At 71.8% G+C, this 15,855-nt stretch carries 17 protein-coding genes; 7 read left to right on the forward strand and 10 right to left on the reverse strand.

The genetic code is table 11. The features are described 5' to 3' along the window. The first annotated feature begins 2 nt into the window (after positions 1-2). Positions 3-1,016: an endonuclease/exonuclease/phosphatase family protein gene (locus ACWDXC_RS30440; RefSeq protein ID WP_449987380.1), complete on the forward strand. Its 1,014-nt coding sequence runs from the start codon at positions 3-5 to the stop codon at positions 1,014-1,016. A gap of 3 nt (positions 1,017-1,019) precedes the next feature. Here the strand turns inward: ACWDXC_RS30440 and ACWDXC_RS30445 are convergent, their stop codons facing one another. From ACWDXC_RS30445 to ACWDXC_RS30455, 3 genes are all read right to left on the reverse strand, one after another. Continuing rightward, positions 1,020-1,607 carry a DUF2064 domain-containing protein gene (locus ACWDXC_RS30445; protein WP_449987382.1) on the reverse strand — a complete coding sequence of 196 codons (588 nt, stop codon included), beginning with the start codon at positions 1,605-1,607 and terminating at the stop codon, positions 1,020-1,022. Then, complete coding sequence (locus tag ACWDXC_RS30450; protein WP_219504858.1) at positions 1,601-2,116, reverse strand: M48 metallopeptidase family protein; 516 nt, start codon at positions 2,114-2,116, stop codon at positions 1,601-1,603. The genes ACWDXC_RS30445 and ACWDXC_RS30450 overlap by 7 nt, the downstream gene beginning before the upstream one ends. A gap of 67 nt (positions 2,117-2,183) precedes the next feature. Further along, positions 2,184-2,966: an enoyl-CoA hydratase/isomerase family protein gene (locus ACWDXC_RS30455; RefSeq protein WP_449987384.1), complete on the reverse strand. Its 783-nt coding sequence runs from the start codon at positions 2,964-2,966 to the stop codon at positions 2,184-2,186. 191 nt (positions 2,967-3,157) lie between these two features. Here ACWDXC_RS30455 and ACWDXC_RS30460 point away from each other — a divergent pair, with 191 nt between their 5' ends. From ACWDXC_RS30460 to ACWDXC_RS30470, 3 genes are all read left to right on the forward strand, one after another. Next, positions 3,158-4,516 carry a ThiF family adenylyltransferase gene (locus ACWDXC_RS30460; protein ID WP_449987387.1) on the forward strand — a complete coding sequence of 453 codons (1,359 nt, stop codon included), beginning with the start codon at positions 3,158-3,160 and terminating at the stop codon, positions 4,514-4,516. Positions 4,517-4,580: 64 nt separating this feature from the next. Further along, positions 4,581-5,927: an ABC1 kinase family protein gene (locus ACWDXC_RS30465; RefSeq protein ID WP_219504854.1), complete on the forward strand. Its 1,347-nt coding sequence runs from the start codon at positions 4,581-4,583 to the stop codon at positions 5,925-5,927. A 473-nt stretch (positions 5,928-6,400) separates the two neighbouring features. Continuing rightward, positions 6,401-6,979, forward strand: coding sequence for a chloramphenicol phosphotransferase CPT family protein (locus tag ACWDXC_RS30470; RefSeq protein ID WP_449987390.1), 579 nt, complete (start codon positions 6,401-6,403; stop codon positions 6,977-6,979). A gap of 353 nt (positions 6,980-7,332) precedes the next feature. Here the strand turns inward: ACWDXC_RS30470 and ACWDXC_RS30475 are convergent, their stop codons facing one another. After that, entirely contained in the window at positions 7,333-8,310 is a 978-nt protein-coding gene (locus tag ACWDXC_RS30475; protein ID WP_449987393.1) for an alpha/beta hydrolase, read from the reverse strand. Between the two features lie 327 nt (positions 8,311-8,637). On the opposite strand from ACWDXC_RS30475, the gene ACWDXC_RS30480 reads away from it, so the two are divergent. After that, positions 8,638-9,213: a hypothetical protein gene (locus tag ACWDXC_RS30480; RefSeq protein ID WP_449987395.1), complete on the forward strand. Its 576-nt coding sequence runs from the start codon at positions 8,638-8,640 to the stop codon at positions 9,211-9,213. Positions 9,214-9,424: 211 nt separating this feature from the next. On the opposite strand, the gene ACWDXC_RS30485 is transcribed toward ACWDXC_RS30480, so the two are convergent. From ACWDXC_RS30485 to ACWDXC_RS30505, 5 genes are all read right to left on the reverse strand, one after another. After that, complete coding sequence (locus tag ACWDXC_RS30485) at positions 9,425-9,619, reverse strand: hypothetical protein (protein ID WP_219504847.1); 195 nt, start codon at positions 9,617-9,619, stop codon at positions 9,425-9,427. A 38-nt stretch (positions 9,620-9,657) separates the two neighbouring features. Continuing rightward, positions 9,658-9,927, reverse strand: a complete 270-nt coding sequence (locus ACWDXC_RS30490; RefSeq protein ID WP_049571282.1) for a WhiB family transcriptional regulator — start codon at positions 9,925-9,927, stop codon at positions 9,658-9,660. A 131-nt stretch (positions 9,928-10,058) separates the two neighbouring features. Next, on the reverse strand, positions 10,059-10,325 hold the full coding sequence (locus ACWDXC_RS30495) for a hypothetical protein (protein WP_449987398.1): 267 nt from the start codon (positions 10,323-10,325) through the stop codon (positions 10,059-10,061). A 110-nt stretch (positions 10,326-10,435) separates the two neighbouring features. After that, positions 10,436-11,305 (reverse strand): acyl-CoA thioesterase, encoded by an 870-nt coding sequence (locus tag ACWDXC_RS30500; RefSeq protein WP_219504843.1) that lies wholly within the window; start codon positions 11,303-11,305, stop codon positions 10,436-10,438. Positions 11,306-11,368: 63 nt separating this feature from the next. Continuing rightward, positions 11,369-13,414, reverse strand: a complete 2,046-nt coding sequence (locus tag ACWDXC_RS30505; protein ID WP_219504916.1) for an ATP-dependent DNA helicase UvrD2 — start codon at positions 13,412-13,414, stop codon at positions 11,369-11,371. 210 nt (positions 13,415-13,624) lie between these two features. Here ACWDXC_RS30505 and ACWDXC_RS30510 point away from each other — a divergent pair, with 210 nt between their 5' ends. Continuing rightward, positions 13,625-14,464 carry an alpha/beta hydrolase gene (locus ACWDXC_RS30510; protein WP_449987401.1) on the forward strand — a complete coding sequence of 280 codons (840 nt, stop codon included), beginning with the start codon at positions 13,625-13,627 and terminating at the stop codon, positions 14,462-14,464. 69 nt (positions 14,465-14,533) lie between these two features. Then, complete coding sequence (locus tag ACWDXC_RS30515; protein ID WP_246644793.1) at positions 14,534-14,782, forward strand: mycoredoxin; 249 nt, start codon at positions 14,534-14,536, stop codon at positions 14,780-14,782. Between the two features lie 64 nt (positions 14,783-14,846). Here the strand turns inward: ACWDXC_RS30515 and nudC are convergent, their stop codons facing one another. Further along, positions 14,847-15,821, reverse strand: a complete 975-nt coding sequence (gene nudC, locus ACWDXC_RS30520; protein WP_449987404.1) for an NAD(+) diphosphatase — start codon at positions 15,819-15,821, stop codon at positions 14,847-14,849. Between the last annotated feature and the right edge of the window lie 34 nt (positions 15,822-15,855).

Here is a 15,855-nt window from a genome sequence, read left to right on the forward strand (position 1 = left end):
CCGTGGGCGTATCGGCGGAGAGCCCGATCGGCGGCACGATCGTCACGCCTGCCCGTCCCCGGCGCCGCGGGCGTACGGGGACCACGCTCACCTGGCTGGCCGTGACGCCGTTCGCAGCGTGGGCCGTGACCCGGCTGGCCGGCCTCGAACGCGGCTCGATCCCCACCCAGCTCATGACCGCCACGCCCTACGCGGCGGCGGGCTCGCTGGTGCCGCTGCTCATCGCCGCGCTCGGACGCAGGCGGGCCGCCGCCGCGGTCGCGCTGCTCACCACCGCGGCGCTCGGGTTCAGCGTGCTGCCCCGGTGGTTCGGCACGGCGGAGGCGACGGCGGGCCGGCCGCTGCGGGTGCTGTCGGTCAACCTGCTGTTCGGCAAGGCCGACACGCGGTCGGTCATGGAGCTGGTGCGCGCGTACGACGCCGACGTGCTCAACACGCAGGAGCTGACGCCGGGCGCGGTCGAGGAGCTCGACCTGGCCGGGCTCAAGGAGCTCATGCCGCACCGGGTGCTCCAGGCCGAGTGGAACGCCAGCGGGAGCGGCCTGTTCTCCAGATATCCGCTCCGGCCCCTGCCTGACGCGCTGCCGCCGCTGCCCGGGCACCACATGCCCGTGGCCGCGCTGGCGCTCCCCGGGGCCGCGCCCGTCGAGTTCTACGACGTGCATCCCGTGCCGCCGCTGGGCGCCAAGCTGGCCGACTGGCACGCGGTCTTCGACGCCCTGCCCGCCGCCTCGGCCGACACCGTGCGCATCCTGGCGGGCGACTTCAACGCCTCGCTCGACCACGCGCCGATGCGGCGGCTGCTCGCCCGCGGCTACAAGGACGCGGCCGACCAGGTGGGGGCCGGGCTGATCCCGACCTGGCCGGCGAACAGGCGGATGCCGCCGATCATCACGATCGACCACGTGCTGGTGGACGAGCGGGTCGGGGTCCGGGCGGTCAGCGTGCACGACGTGCCGGGGACCGACCATCGGGCGGTGTTCGCGGAGCTCAGCGTGCCGTACGGGCCCGCGTAAGGCTCAGCGGGCGGCGAGGAGGGCGCGGGTGTTGTCCCAGCCTTCCAGGCCGGGGTCCAGGCGGGCGGCGTCGTCCGGGGCGCGCAGCCGGTGCCAGCCCGGGGTGGCGGCCACCATGCGGGGGCCGGGGGCCTGCGCGCGCAGCGCCGCCACCGGGTCGGCGGCGTCGAGGTCGGGATCGGCCCAGCCCGGCGCGGGCAGCCCGCAGGCCAGCGCGACCGCGCCGCCCCGCTCGGCCGGGCACACGGTGATCCGGGCGCGGCCCAGCTCGCGGAAGAGCTTGCCCACCAGCAGCGGCGGCAGATCCGGCGCGTCGCCCGAGATCACCGCGGCCTGCTCGCCGTCGAGCCTCTTGAGGATGTCCCGCAGCGGCTCGTCCTCGCCGATCGCGATCACCTCCGTGCCCGGCCAGACGATCTCCGACAGCTCCGGCACGCTGGTCAGCAGGACCGGCGTGACCAGCTCCAGCCCGGCGACCATCTCGTACGTGTCCTCGGCCACGGCCTCCAGCCACGCCCGGCCGTCGACGCCCGGCGGCGCCGCCCCGGCCATGCGCTGACGTACCAGGACGGCGGCGAGACGGGTCAACATTCCTCCGGTGCGGAATTGGCGGCGGCGGAGAATCCTTCGAGGAACCCACGGGCCCGCTCCGCCTTGGGATACTGTTCGACGAGCGCCCAGAAGCGCGGGCCGTGGCTCGGCACCATCAGGTGCACCAGCTCGTGGATGATCACATAGTTGATGACCCACTCGGGCAGGCCCTTGATGCGGGTCGAGATCCGGATCGTGCCGTTCTCCGGCGTGCAGGAGCCCCACCGGTGCTGCTGGTTGTCGACCCAGCGCACGCTCGCGGGGACGGCCCGGCCGTCGAGATATTTCGCCGACAGCTCCTTGGCCCGCTCCAGCAGGGCCTCGTCGGTCGGACGTCGCCGGCGTTCCTTCGCCGCAAGCCGATCGAGCATCCGGCTCACCCATTCATCCGCGTCTTCGCCGCTCAGCCAGGCGGGCAGGAGCACGATCGTCTTGTCGCCGTCGCGGTAGGCGGAGACCGTACGCCGGCGACGAGAACTGCGACGGACCTCGACTGTCTCGGGGGGCACATATGCACGTTAGCCGAGACTGGCGGAATTCCACAGAGGGCGGGCGTTGTTTTCGCTGGTCAGATGATTAAGAGCCGGTGAATTTGGGCACACGCCTTTCCCGATGCGCCGCCAGGCCCTCGATCATGTCCGCCGAGGTCATGGTCACGGGCTGGGCCAGGGACTCCCAACTGAGCGCGGCTTCCAGGTGTTGGTGATCCTGTTTGAGCGCGGCTTTGGTGAGCCTGGTGGCAATGGGGGCGTTCGCCGCGACCTGCCGGGCGATGGTCATCACTTGCGCCAGCAGATCATTTCTTGGGAAAGCTTGATTTACCAGACCTTTATCTGCGGCCTCGGTTCCGCGCAGGGTACGGCCGGTCAGCAGCATCTCCCGCGCCAGCGCCGTGCCCGCGCGACGGGGCAGCAGGTAGGTGGCGGCCATCCCCGGGTGCAGGCCCAGCGAGGTGAACGGGGCCAGCAGCTTGGCCTCGTCCGCCGCGTACACGAGATCGCACGCCAGCGCCACGCACAGCCCCGCGCCGACCGCCGCGCCGTTGACGGCGGCGATCGTCGGCACCTCCAGCTCCGTGATGGACAGCCAGGAGCGGTAGAAGGCGAGCATCCTGTCGCGCAGCTCGGGGACCGGCTCCACGCCGCGCTCGCCGAGCCAGGACAGGTCTCCCCCGGCGCAGAACGCCGTCCCCGCGCCCGTCACCACGACGCAGCGGACGTCACGGTCGGCGGCGAGTGCGGTCATGGCGTCACGCCAGGCGGCGGTCATGCCGTCGGTCATGGCGTTGCGCACGTCGGGGCGGTTGAGGGTGACCAGCACCACGCCGTCGTCGTGGCGGTCGATCAAGAGCTCGCTCATGCGGGAGAGCGTAACCCGGGGCGGCGGGGGGTCGGCTGTCAGAGATCTCGGGGGTCGGGTGCGTAGCGGTGGCCCCCAGGGGGCGGGCCCGGTGCGGGGTTGTCCACAGGGGGTAGGGGCGGGTGCGGGGTTGTCCACAGGCGGCGGGAAAGCCGCTCGGGATCTTGGCGTGGCGTGCGAATCTTCGCGGCATGAGGCCACGAGTGAAACCCGCCCTCCTCCGCATCGACCACGACGAGCGCACCCTCCAGCTCGGCGCGCATCCCGGCCGGGCCGTCGTCCTGCGCGACCTCACCCGGCGGGTCCGCAGGTGGATCGACAGCCTCGACGGCACCCGCGACCTTGACCAGGCCCTCCGGGAGGGCGTCGCCGCCGGCGTGCCGGAGCCTGCCGCCTTCCTCGACTCGCTCACGCGTACGGGGGTGCTGCACGACGCCTCGGTGACGCCGCCGTCGTTGCCGCTGGCCGAGCTCGACCGGCTGCGACCGGACCTCGACGCCCTGGACCTGGCCTCCCATGCGCCAGGCGGCGGCGTAGAGGCCCTGCGCCGCCGACGACGTGCGCACGTCCGCGTCTACGGCGCCGGACGAGTGGGCGCCCAGGTCGTCGGCCTGCTCGCCGCGGCGGGCGTCGGCACGATCCGGGTGATCGACCCCGGCACCGCCCGGCCCCAGGACCTCACCCCCGGCGGGCTGAGCTGGGAGGAGGTGGGAAGCTCGCGCGAGGGAGGCGCCGTACGCGCCGCCCGCCGACTGACCTGGTCGGAAGGCGGCCAGGCGGACGAAGGCCCCGAGCACCGGCCGCACCCCGCCGTCGCCACCCCGGGACGCGACAGCGCCCATGCCCCTGAGCGGCGTGCAAGCCCCGCAGGGCGCAGGGGCCTGGAGGCCCGCAGCCACTCTGGTGTGGTGAAGCGGCCCGGCGCCGCTGGTGTGCCTGACCGGTCCGGCATGCCAGGCGAGAGGTCCGGCGTGCCGGGCGGAAGGGACGGCAAGCGGGCGCGCCGGGCGGGCCGGGATGCCGGGCGGCGGTACGAGCCGGGGGTCGATGTGCGGGCGGGCGGGCCGCCGTTGAGCGATCGGTCGCACCGGCCCGACCTGGTGATCCTCACCCCGGTGCGACCGCTCGACGGCGTGCTGGTCAACGAGCTGTACGAGCTGGGCCTGCCTCACCTGCTGGGCTCGGCGTTCGAGGGGCACGGGAGCGTGGGGCCGCTGGTCCTGCCCGGACAAAGCGCTTGCTTGCACTGCCTAGACTTGGCGCGTCGCGACCGCGACCCCGACTGGCCGATCGTCACCGCCCGGCTCGGCGGCTATCCGCCAGGCGAGATCGCCTGCGACACCCCTCTTGCCGGCCTGGTGGCGGCGGCGGTGACCGGTCACGCCCTGGCGTATCTGGACGGCCGGGAGCCCGTTGTGACCAACGGCACAGTGCACGTCTTGCCTGATTGGCAGTGGAAAAGGCAAGCATGGGACAGGCACCCGCAATGTCGTTGTATGCGAAACAATCCATATCCGCTAACAATGGTCATGTCGGCTTCAAGCGGCTGACGTGCAGAGCTGCCAACCACGAAGGGGGGAAGTGGCATCCCTACCAGGGATACCGCGCATCAGTGTGAGCGATCTTCCGCGTCGCGCCGTCACGCGCTCGGCGAAGCTGGCCTCCCTTCCGCTCGGGTTCGCCGGGCGTGCGGCTCTGGGGCTCGGCAAGCGCATCGGCGGCAAACCGGCCGAGATCGTCGCCGAGGAGATCCAGCAGCGCACCGCCGAGCAGATCTTCAAGGTCCTCGGCGAGCTCAAGGGCGGGGCGATGAAGCTCGGCCAGGCGCTGTCCATCTTCGAGGCGGCCCTGCCCGCCGAGATCGTCGGCCCCTACCGGGCGACCCTCACCAAGCTCCAGGACGCCGCGCCCCCGCTGCCCGCCTCGACGGTCCACAAGGTGCTCGCCCAGCAGCTCGGCGACGACTGGCGTGACCACTTCCTCTCCTTCGACGACCAGCCCACCGCCGCCGCCTCGATCGGCCAGGTGCACCGGGCCGTGTGGCACGACGGGCGCGAGGCCGCCGTCAAGATCCAGTACCCGGGCGCGGGCAAGGCCCTGCTGGGCGACTTCGCCCAGCTCGCCCGCCTCGGCAAGCTGTTCGGCGCGCTGCTGCCCGGCCTCGACATCAAGGCGGTGCTGGCCGAGCTGCGCGAGCGCATCGCCGAAGAGCTCGACTACCTGCGCGAGGCCGAGGCGCAGCACGCCTTCGCCCTGGAGTTCCACAACGACCCCGACTTCCACGTCCCCGACGTGATCGCCGCCAACGAGATGGTCCTGGTCACCGAGTGGATGGACGGCACCCCGCTGTCCCGCATCATCACCGGCGGCACCCAGGAGGAGCGCGACCGGGCGGGCCTGCTGTTCGTCCGCTTCCTCTTCTGCTCCCCCGCCCGTGTCGGCATGCTGCACGCCGACCCCCACCCGGGCAACTTCCGCATGCTCCCCAACGGCAAGCTCGGCATCCTCGACTTCGGCGCCGTCAACCGCATGCCCGACGGCTATCCCATGGTGTTCGGCCAGCTCACCCGCATCTTCAACCAGGGCGACATGGCCACCGTGGTCCAGGGGCTGCGCGACGAGGGCTTCATCCGGCCCGGCATCGAGGTCGACCACGACGCCCTGCGCGCCTTCCTGTCGCCCTACGTCGAGCCGACGGCCGTCGAGGAGTTCACGTTCAGCCGGGAGTGGCTGCAGGACCAGTTCGCCAGCGTCACCGACCTGCGTCCCACCAACGTGGTGCGCCAGCTCAACCTGCCGGTCTCGTACGTGCTCATCCACCGGGTGCACGCGGCGGGCGTCGGCGTCCTCTGCCAGCTCGGCGCCACGGCCCGCTTCCGCGACGAGGTCGTCCGCTGGGTCCCGGGCTTCACCGACGACGACACGGACACGGACGACAAGGAAGCCCTCGTCACCACCTGACCTGGGCAATCCGGCCCGTCCATGCCGCGGTGGTGCGTCCACCTGCGGCGGCGCTCGGGCACTCGCCTTGCCACCTGACCCCGGCCCGTCCTGATGTGGCGGGGTGATGCCTTCAGCAGCGGTGCCCGGGCACTTGCGGCAGCGCTTGAGCAGGGGGCGGCGTTCGGGCGCTCGCGTTGCCACCCAACCCGAGCGTCCCGCCCGTCCTGACGCGGCGGGGTGATGCCTTCAGCGGCGGCGCCCGGGCACTTGCGGCAGCGCTTGAGCAGGGGGCGGCGCTCGGGCGGGGAGGCCGCGTGGCATGAGGCTGCCCCTGGTGGGGCGGCGGCTATGGAGTGCGCGGGATCAGGGCGATGCCTTGCGTGGGGGTGGGCGCGATAAATCGTTCGTATGCGTGACGGCCTGCGTGCTTGCATGGTGGTGCGTTGGGGTCTGGGTGCTTGGTGGAGCGGCGACGTACGGGGGTGGGGGGCATGGAGGAGCCTCGGCCGGTGGAGCGGGGGGCTGGGCGGATCATCGTGCTCAACGGCGCGTCCAGCTCGGGGAAGACGACGCTCGCCAGGATGGTGCGGCGGGCGATGGACGAGCCGTTCCTGTACGTGTCGGCCGATCAGCTGGTGGCGGCCGGGATGTTGCCGGATCGGCGGGAGCCGGAGGGGCCGTTCGCGTGGTGGGAGGAGATGCGGCCACGGTTCTTCAAGGGCTTCCATCGGTGCCTGCCGGCGCTGGCCGGGGCCGGGAACGACCTGATCGTGGAGCATGTCATCGAGTTCGCGGCCTGGCGCAGGGAGCTGGCGGAGTTGCTGGGCGGGTTCGATGTGTTCCTGGTGGGGGTGCACTGCTCGCTCGACGAGATCGATCGGCGGGAGCTGGCCCGTGGGGATCGGCGCGTCGGGGAAGGGCGGTCTCATGTCGAGGAGGACGGCATTCACGGGTTCGGGCCCTATGACTTCGAGGTCGACACCACGGGTGGGGTGGATGCTGGCATGGCCGAGTCGGTGATCGCCGCGTGGCGCGGCCGGGGGCGGCGGCGAGCGCTCACGCACGGCTGAGGGCCGCGGCGGGCCCCGCGACCGCGTCGGCAACGGGCCGCCCGATGGTGGCGGGCGGCCAGCGGCCCCGCCCTGGACGGCCGACCAGCCGTAGGCCGGTTGGCAGCCGGGCCAGCCTGTGGCGGGCCAGCCGGTTGCAGGCGCTCACGTACGGCGGAGGGCCGCGAGACGAGGGCCCCGCGATCGCCTCGGTAACGGCCGATGATGGCGGGCGGTCAGCGGCCCGCCCCTTGAGCCGTAGGCCGGTCAGTGGCGGGCCAGTTGGTGGCGGGCCAGTTGGAGGAGACCTCCGGGGCGTGTGGGCTGGTCGCCGCCGAGGTCCTTGGCGGTGGTGGGCGGTCAGTGGGGGGTGGCTACTTCGCCTGATGGGTGGAGGGCGGTGCGGAGGGTGGTGGTGGCGAGGTCCAGGGCCGTCTGGTTGGCGTCGTGTCGCGGAGCAGGTCGATCATGGCGAAGTCGTGGATGATGCCGCCGAGGCGTACGGCGGTGACCTCGACGCCGGCCTCGCGGAGCTTGGCCGCGTAGGCTTCGCCCTCGTCGCGCAGGACGTCGGCCTCGCCGGTGAGCACGAGGGCGGGCGGGAGGTCGCGGAGCTGGTCGGGGGTGGCGCGCATGGGTGAGGCGTGGATCTCGGCGCGCTGGGCGGGGTCAGTCGTGTACTGGTCCCAGAACCACTTCATGCCGTCGCGGTTGAGGAAGTAGCCGGTGGCGAACTGCTGGTAGGACTCGGTGTCGAAGTTCGCGTCGGTGACCGGGTACCACAGCACCTGGGCGCGCAGGTGCACGTCGCCGCGTTCCTTGGCCATGATCGCCAGCACGGCCGACATGTTGCCGCCGACCGAGTCGCCGGCGACGGCCATGCGAGAGGCGTCGAGGTCCTTCTCCTTGCCGTGTTCCATGACCCAGCGGGCGGCGGCGTAGTTCTGTTCGATCTGGGTGGGGTATTTGGCCTCGGGCGCGCGGTCGTACTCGGGGAAGACGACGGCGGCGTTGACCCGGGTGGCGAGCTCGCGGACGAGCCGGTCGTGGGTGCGGGCGGAGCCGAACACCCAGCCGGCGCCGTGGATGTAGAAGATCACGGGGAGCGTGCCGGTGCTGCCTCTGGGCTTGACGATGCGCACGGGGACGACGCCGGTGGGGCCGCCCTGGATCTGGATCCATTCCTCGTCGATGTCGGGGCGCGGCACGGCGGGGTCGGACTGGAGCTTCTCCAGGATCTCCCGCCCCTGCTCCGGCGGCAGCTCGTAGATGAACGGCGGCTTGGCGTTGGCGTCGGCGAAGTCCTGGGCGGCCTTCTCCAACACCACGCGCCTGCTGATGGTGCTGGTCATGGTGCTCTCCTCGTGACGGGTCGACGGCTGCGGGCAGCGTCGCGCACGGCACGGGTCCCCGGCCGGCGCGGGTTCGGGCGGGGGGACCGAGCGGTGACCTACCCCGATATGCGGCGGTTCCAACGCTGGGCGGGACGGCCGTAGGGAGTCCTTTCGGGGTGCTTACGGAGGGGCATGAGCTCTCGGCCCGGGCGCTGCGGGCGCGGATGATAGCGGGCAGTCCCCCAGTCCTCCCGCTGGTCCCCAGTCCTCCCGCTCTCCCGGGAACTCTCCCGGGAGCTCCCCAGGGGCCTCTCCAAGGACCTCTCCAGGAAAGGGTGAAAGATCGTGCTTCTGTTTCGTACGAGTGCCGCCGCCGGGTTCGTCTGCGCGGCGCTGCTGGTCGTGAACGTGCTGCGGCGGGGCGGCGTCCTGCCGGAGAACGCCGTCACGCACGCCATCGCGCCGTTCGCCGCGCTGACCGGGCTGTTCGCGATCACCGGGCTCTATCTGCTCATCCGTGACGCGGCCGGCGGGCTCGGGCTGGCCGGCTACCTGCTCAACGCGGCGGGGCTGGCCGGGGCCTTCGCCATCGAGTACACGCTGCACTTCGTCTTCCCGGGGCTGGGCGGCGCCACGGTGATGGGGCTGCTCGCGGGCGGGACGGGCATGGCGTTCCTGGTCACGTCGGCGGTGCTGGTGGCCGGGGTGCTGGTGTTCGCGGCGGCCGCGGTCAGGAGCGGGGCGCTGCCGTACGCGGCGGTGGGGCTGTATGCCGCGGGGATGGTCCCGGGCTCGCTGCGCAACCTCGTGCCGGAGTCCGTCTACCTGGGCGGGCTGGTCGTGGCGTCGGCGGGTGTCGCGTGGATGGCCGGCCGGCTGTGGAGCGCCGCCGAGGAGCCGCGGCCCGTACCGGCCCGCTGACCCTGAGAAACCGTACCGGCCCGCTGGCCCCGGAGCACCGTACCGGCCCGCTGACCTGGAGAAACCGTACCGGCCCGCTGCGAATCGGAGGACCGGTCGGAGGGCCGGGAGGCCGGAAAGGCGGAAGCCGCCCCGGGCGGGTGCCCGGGGCGGCTGATGGGTCAGGGGAGGGATCCCGGGAGATCCTGCGCCGGCGGCAGGACCTCCCGGATCAGCCCTCCAGGCTCAGGGCGCGCAGAAGGCGCTCGTTCGCCTTCCGGACCCCGCGCCGCGCCCGCTGTACTCGGCTGATGCGGGCGGCGAGGCGGTACTCGCGCGCCTCGCGGTGAAGGGTTTGTATTCGGTCGTTGACCAGTTCTTGGTAAAGATACGGCGCGGTCAGGTCGGTCGTCGGGAAGGTGTTCATCTCAGTCTTCTTTCTGTGTGTAGCGGACGTGCGGAAGGTCAGGCAGCGACCGGGTGCTTGCGCGGACGGCCGCGCGGACGCTTGCGAGGAACGACGGTCCCGCGGAGGATCAGCTCCCCGCCCCAGACGCCCCAGGGCTCCTCGCGCTCCAGCGCGCGGGCCAGGCAGGCCTTCTGGATCGGGCAGCCACCGCAGAGCGCCTTGGCGAACTCGACGTCGTCCGGCGACTCGGCGAACCACAGGTCAGGGTCGGTACGACAGGGGATCTCGGCTTCGTCGATCAGGTCCATGATCGTCTTCGCCCCCATCTGGTTTCTCCTTTTGATCGGGCTGTTTGCTCTGGTTCGGGCACCTCGTGGGTGTTGGGGGGATCACGGACAAACAAAGAGGCCGCGGATCCTGTGTGCGGATCCGCGGCCTGGGGGCTGCTATGTGCCGGTCAGGTTATGACCGGCACATCCCTCCAGGGTTGCGGACCGCGCACTCCACCCTTGGTGTTCGGCTGGGTCGGCACTTCGGCGCCTGCGATGCGGACAGGAGCGCTCATGGCGGCGGCGCCCGAGTGGGCGTGCGCGTAGAAAGCCATCTCCTGGCGGCGGGCAGACTTCGGCTGCCGCAGCTTGGCCGGCCCATCGGCGAGCCTGACCGCGTCACGGCATGCGGAAGCGAGCCACTGCGTGGCCGACATCATGTTGCTGCTGATCACTGGGACTCACCTCCGTCTGAAGATCGTCGAGCTGATTGCCCGACTCGCTTGACCATGACCCTAAACCGGTAGCCCGGGACTGGGCAACTTATTTTCTACCTGCGATTTTGTTACTTTGTCACGCGGATCATGGCCTCCTGCACCACGGACACCACGAGTTCGCCGGAGGCGGTGAACATCTCGCCACGGGCGAGCCCGCGGGCCCCTCCCGACCAGGGCGACTCCTGGGCGTACAGCAGCCAGTCGTCGGCCCGGAACGGCCGGTGGAACCACATGGCGTGGTCGAGCGAGGCGCCCATGACGTTGGAGGCGCCCCAGGCCATGCCGTGGGCCAGCAGGATCGTGTCGACGAGCGTGAAGTCGGAGGCGTAGGCGGCCAGCACGACGTGCAGCAGCGGATCGTCGGGCAGGTCGGCGTCGTAGCGGAACCACACGTTGGTCGTGGCGCTGCGCAGCTCCGGGTTCTCGTACGCCTCCCACGTGAGCGGCGAGGCGTAGCGGGCGTCGACGGGACGCGGACGCGACAGCCACTCGCGCAGCTCGTGGTGCTCGCCGACCAGCTCGACCATCCGGTCCTGGAACGTGGGCAGCGTCGCCGGGTCGGGCACCACCGGCATGACGGACGCCTGGTGCTCCACGCCCTCCTCGAACAGGTGGAACGAGGCCGACATCGAGAAGATCGCCTTGCCGTGCTGGATGGCCAGCACCCGGCGGGTGGTGAACGACCTGCCGTCGCGGACCCGTTCGACGTTGTAGACGATCGGCACCGAGGGGTCGCCGGGCCGGATGAAGTAGGCGTGCAGCGAGTGCACGTTGCGGTCGGCGGGCACCGTGCGGCCGGCCGCGACCAGCGCCTGCGCGGCGACCTGCCCGCCGAAGACGCGCTGGATGCGCTCCTCGGGGCTGCGGCCCCGGAACATGTCCAGCTCGATCTGCTCCAGGTCGAGCAGGTCGAGGAGCTCCTTCAGCGCCTCGTTCACCTATCCCCCTCGGGTATGACCAGGTATATGGTCGCACGCCCGTTGCGGAGGCGGCAGCACAGCCTACGCGACGGCCGAGCGGCACAGGTCAAGGACCGCCTCCCCGTAGCGGTCGACCTTGACGCGGCCGATGCCGGTAATCGACAGCAGCTCCGCCTCGCTGGTAGGCACCCGTTCGGCGATCGCCTGGAGCGTCACGTCCGTGAAGACCACGTACGGGGGGATCTTCGCCTCCTTGGCGGTCGCGGTGCGCCACGCCTTGAGGCTCTCCAGCAGGCCCTCGTCGTAGTCGGCCGGACAGGTCGCGCACCGGCCCAGCTTCTGCTCGGCCGCCGCGCTCAGCGTCTTGGCGCAGATCCGGCAGCTCACCGGCGCGGCGACGGCCCGGCGTTCGCGGGCGGGCGTGGCCGCCGGGCGGGACGCGGCGGCGGAACGGCCGGTGAGCCCGTCGAGGAACCGCGACGGGCGGCGGCCCTTGCGGCCCCCCGGGGCGCGCGCCAGCGCCCAGGAGATCGTCAGGTGCTCGCGCGCCCGCGTGATGCCCACGTAGAGCAGGCGGCGCTCCTCCTCGATCTGCTCGGGCGTCTCGGCGTAGATGATCGGCATCATCCCGTCGGTCACCCCGACCAGGAAGACCGCGTCCCACTCCAGGCCCTTGGCGGCATGCAGCGAGGCCAGTGTGACGCCCTCGACGGGCGGCGCGTGCTGCTCGGAGGCGCGGCGCTCCAGCTCGGCCACGAACGCGGGCAGGTCGGCGCCCTCGGCCGCCATGTCCTCCGCCAGGTCGGCCAGGGCCTTGAGCGACTCCCACTTCTCGCGCGCCTTGCCGCCGCCGGGCGGCGACGGGGTCAGGCCGATGCCGGTGAGGATCTGGTGGACCTCCGAGGCCAGCGGCTCGTGCGCGGCCGAGCGGGCCGCGCCGCGCAGCAGCACGACCGCCTGGCGCACCTCGGGGCGTTCGAAGAAGCGCTCGGCGCCGCGCAGCACGTACGGGATCTCGGCCTTGGACAGCGCCTCCTCGTAGGACTCCGACTGGGAGTTCGTCCGGAACAGGACGGCGATCTCGCGGGACGGGACGCCCCGGTCGAGGAGCTTCCTGATGGCGCGGGCGACCCCGGCGGCCTCGGCGGGCTCGTCGTCGTAGTCGGCGAACACCGGGCGGGGGCCGTCGGGGCGCTGGGCGACCAGCTCCAGGCGGTGCGGCGAGCGGCCCTTGGCGATCACCAGGTTGGCCAGGTCGACGACCTGCGGCGTGGAGCGGTAGTCGCGGACCAGTTTGATGACGGCGGCGCCGGGATGCTCGACGGCGAAGCCGGTCAGGTAGCGGGGGCTGGCGCCGGTGAAGGAGTAGATGGTCTGGTTGGGGTCGCCGACCACGCACACGTCGTCGCGCCCGCCGAGCCAGGTGTCGAGCAGGAGCTTCTGCAGCGGGTTGACGTCCTGGTACTCGTCGACGACGAAGTAGCGGTATTGCTGGCGGATCTGGCTCGCGACCTCCTGGTGCTCGGTCATCACCGCGGCGGTGAGCTCCAGGATGGTCTCGAAGTCGACCAGGTGGCGCTCGCGCCGGATCCGCTCGTACGCCTCGTACAGCCGGGCCACCTCGTCGGCGGGCACCGGCGGGGTGCGGTTGTGCTTCGCGGCGGCGGCCACGTAGTCGTCGGGGCCGATCTGGGTGACCTTGGCCCATTCGACCTCGGCGGCGATGTCGCGCAGCTCGGACCGGTCCGGATTTTTCCGGATCTGGCGGCAGGCTTCCACGAGCACCGGCAGCTTCGACTCGATCACCGACGGCGCCTCGCCGCCGATCACCCTCGGCCAGAAGTACGTCAGCTGCCGCAGCGCCGCCGCGTGGAACGTACGCGCCTGCACCCCCGGCGCGCCCAGCGCCCGCAACCGCTGCCGCAGCTCCCCCGCCGCCCGTGTGGTGAACGTCACGGCCAGCACGCTGCGCGCGTCGACCACCCCCGACCGCACCGCGTGGGCGATGCGATGGGTGATCGCCCTGGTCTTGCCGGTGCCCGCGCCCGCCAGCACGCACACGGGCCCACGCAGGGTCTCCGCCACCTCCCGCTGCTCCGGATCGAGCCCGGCCAGCACGTCATCCACGCCGTTCACCCCACCATCCTCCCAGCAGGTGGCGCTCCGGGCGCCACTCTGGCAACATGCGGCAGTCAATCGTTTCAATGTCGCTGAGATGCAAAGAAGTGGTCTCTTCCATCACAATGGGGCCGACCTGAGCATGGGAGAGAAGGGCAGGCTGTGCGAACCGCGGTTTCCCTGAGCGCTGTCGCGCTCGCTTTAGTCGCGCTGACTCCCGTGGCCGCGCACGCGTCGGGTGACCCCGCACCGGGGCCGACCACGATCACCGACCCCGACGGCATCGGCGGCCTTTCCAGCGAGACGATCGCGTACGGAAGGCATCGCCACCAGCAGATGGACGTGTGGTGGACCCCCGACGGGATGAAGCGGCCGGGGATCTTCCTGATCCACGGCGGCTGGTGGTCCAGCGGCGACAAACGGCAGATGACGGCCATCACCCGCGAGTACGCCGACCGCGGCTACACCGTCTTCAACCTCAACTACCGGCTCTCCACCGAAGCGGCCTGGCCCGCGCAGCGCACCGACGCGCTCGCCGCCATCGCCAAGGCCAAGAAGCACGCCGAGCGCTGGGCGCTCGACCCCGACAACTACGTCGTGGTCGGCTTCTCGGCCGGCGGCCACATCGCCGCCTCGGTCGGCACCTACGGCAACGGGATGGCAGGGCTCAAGGGCGTCGTCGGGCTGTCGCCGATCATCTCGCCGCTGCGCGCGTTCAAGGACGGCGAGAAGTCGCTCGACCCCTACAAGCGCAAGCTGCGCTCGGCCGCCGTCCGGCTCGCCGGCGGCTGCGCCCCCAAGGGCAAGTGCTCGCGCGTGTGGGCCAGCATGGAGGTCGCCTGGCACGCCAGCGCCAAGGACGCGCCGATGCTGACCGTCCACTCGCAGGACGAGTTCGTGCCGCCGGTGCAGAGCCAGCTGCTCAAGCAGATGCTCGGCAAGGCCGGGGTGGCCGTCACGACCTGGAGCGTGCCGGGCATCGCCCACAGCAGCGCCCTCTACCGCACCCCCGGCGTGGCCGAGCGCGTCCACGAGTGGATCACCTCGCGCGTCGGGTAGGGATTAACCGGGGCACCGGGGTTGTTGCACGGAGCGCCTGTTTCCTTGACCTTGGAGGGAATCGCTGACATGGCGCTCACGGTCTACAGCACCACCTGGTGCGGCCCCTGCAAGCGGCTGAAGTCCCAGCTGGCCCGCGAGGGCATCGCTTACGCCGAGATCGACATCGAACGTGACCCGGAGGCGGCCGCGTTCGTGATGAGCGTCAACGACGGCAACCAGACGGTGCCGACTGTCGTCATCGACACGCCGAAGGGGCGTGTCGTGCGCACCAACCCGTCGGCCCGCGAGGTCAAGGACCTCCTGGGCGTCTCCTGACACACCTGACACACCACGAGCCCCCGGACCACTGGCCGGGGGCTCGAACGGGTTTTACGATACGTCACCAGTCTCCGGTGAGGGGTTCGCCGTACCAGGTTTCGATGAGGCGGCGGGCGATGGAGACCGGGGGCGGGAGGCGCACGTCGCCCTTCTCGATGGCCCTGGCCAGGTCGGCGCGGGAGAACCAGTGGGCCTCGGCGATCTCCTCGGGGTCGAGGGTGAGCTCCGTGGTGAGGGCGTCGGCGAAGAAGCCGAGCATGAGGCTGCGCGGGAACGGCCAGGGCTGGCTGCCGAGGTAGCGGGGCCGGGTGACGGTGACGCCGACCTCTTCGGCGACCTCGCGGGCGACGGCCGCCTCCAGGGACTCGCCGGGCTCGACGAAGCCGGCGAGGATCGACAGGCGGCCTTCGGGCCACTGGGGGCCGCGGGCGAGCAGGCAGCGGTCGTCGGCGTCGCGGACGAGCATGATGACGGCCGGGTCGACGCGGGGGAAGTGCTGGCTGGAGTCGTGCGGGCAGACGCGGATGTGGCCGCCCGCCTGGACGGCGGTGCGGGTGCCGCAGCGGGGGCAGAACTCGTGGGTGGCATGCCAGGCCTCCAGGGCGACGGCGTAGACGAGCAGGCCGGCGTCGCGGTCGCCGAGCAGGCCGCCGGCCTGGCGCAGGCCGGCCGGGACCGGCTGGCCGTCGGGGGTGTCGCGCAGGCTCATGGGGACGGTGACGCGGCCGTTGACGTCGCCGGCGGGCGTGCCGGGCAGCGGCGCGGCGACGGCGAAGTAGGCGACGTCGTCCTCGACGCCGAGCAGGTAGCGCTCGCCGTCGGGGGCGTCGGCGGTGGGGTAGAGGACGGCGTGGACCTCGTCGCCGTCGCGGCGGACGAGCGTGTGGCCGTTGTCGATGACCAGCACCCGGGTCGATGGGTCGGCCCAGGCACGTTCCAACCAGGCGCGGTCGGCCCTGAGCGCCGCCGATCTGTCGATGGTGCCGCGTGCGAGGAGCAGCGGTCCGATGAGTTGGTCTTCCGCCCTCGTATCCAAGGCCCCACCCTTCCCAAATCCCATGTCATCCTAT

The organism is Nonomuraea sp. NPDC003214, assembly GCF_053590035.1.